General features: G+C 54.6%; 1 protein-coding gene and 1 other annotated feature. The gene reads right to left on the reverse strand.

Going from position 1 to position 1,307, the window contains the following annotated elements; all coding sequences use genetic code 11:
• Positions 1-43: 43 nt before the first annotated feature.
• Positions 44-1,254, reverse strand: a protein-coding gene (locus D6C13_RS25285; protein WP_425272758.1) for an IS3 family transposase whose coding sequence is annotated in 2 segments (ribosomal slippage) — positions 44-969 and positions 969-1,254 — 1,212 coding nt in all. Because the reading frame shifts where the segments join, the coding sequence is not laid out codon by codon here.
• Positions 860-976, reverse strand: a sequence feature (AL1L pseudoknot). (Overlaps the previous gene by 117 nt.)
• Positions 1,255-1,307 lie beyond the last annotated feature (53 nt).

Genomic DNA, 1,307 nt, shown 5'->3' on the forward strand with positions numbered 1-1,307 from the left:
CTGAACCGCTCCGGTTTTCCTGGAGAGTATTTTGCCTGAGTGATCAGGCTGCCACTTCCCGGTTGTTCAGTGAAGCGTAATACACCTTTTCTGCCTCCACTGGCGGGATATATCCGGTGCGTTCCATTAAACGGTGATGGTTGTACCAGTCTACCCATTTCAGCGTGGCCAGCTCAACATCCTGTCGGGTTTTCCAGCTTTGCCTGTGGATCACCTCCGCTTTGTACAACCCGTTGATACTTTCTGCCATCGCATTGTCATATGAGTCGCCCGTGCTGCCTGTTGAAGCCAGCAGCTCAGCATCCTGCAGCCGTTGCGTGTACGCCAGTGACACATATTGCGAACCTTTGTCGCTGTGATGGATGGTGCCGCTCGGGCGTCTGGCCCACAGCGCCTGCTCCAGTGCATCCAGCACGAACGACGTTTCCATCGTGGATGAGACCCGCCAGCCCACGATAACACCGGCGAACACATCAATGATGAAGGCCACATATGCGAACCCCTGCCAGGTGCTGACGTAGGTAAAATCGGCCACCCAAAGACTATCGGGTCGTTCAGCCACGAACTGACGGTTCACTCGATCCTGCGGTGTTTCGGCTTTGCTGCTGCGGGTGGTTCTGACACTTTTGCCGCGTCTCACCCCACGTAGCTGCAGGGTTTTCATCAGGCGCTCAATGGTGCAACGGGCAACACCGACGCCTTCACGTTTTAGCTGTCGCCAGACCTTACGCACACCGTAAACGCTATAGTTTTCTTCGTATACGCGCTGTATCTCAGGTATCAGCACGGCATCGCGTTTATCCCGACTGCTGCGTCGTTCAGGATACTTCCGGCGTTGCTGATGCCAGTAGTACGTTGACGGAGCAATATCCAGCTCATGACAGACTGGCCCGACCCCGTATTCACCGCTCAGATTTTCCAGAAGCGGCATTATTTTTTCCAGTGGCGGTCGAGCTCCGCCTGGGCAAAATAAGCTGAAGCCTGACGCAGAATATCATTGCTGCGGCGCAGCTCCCGGACTTCCCGCTCCAGTTCTTTCAGACGCTGGAGTTCGCTGGCAGTCAGCGCATTCTGCTCATCATCAACGGGCTCCTGCTGACGGATCCAGATACGCAATGTCTCGGGAGTGCAGCCGATTTTAGGGGCAATGGAGCAGATAGCGGCCCATTGTGAGTTGTAGGTATTCTGGTTTTCCAGAACCATACGAATAGCGCGTTGACGAACTTCAGGGGGAAATCGGTTATGTTTTGTCATCCTGGTTACCTCTCTCAAAGAGTGTAGTCTCCAGGATTCCCGGTGCGGTTCAA

It is taken from the genome of Rahnella woolbedingensis (assembly GCF_003602095.1).
Lineage (GTDB): Bacteria > Pseudomonadota > Gammaproteobacteria > Enterobacterales > Enterobacteriaceae > Rahnella > Rahnella woolbedingensis.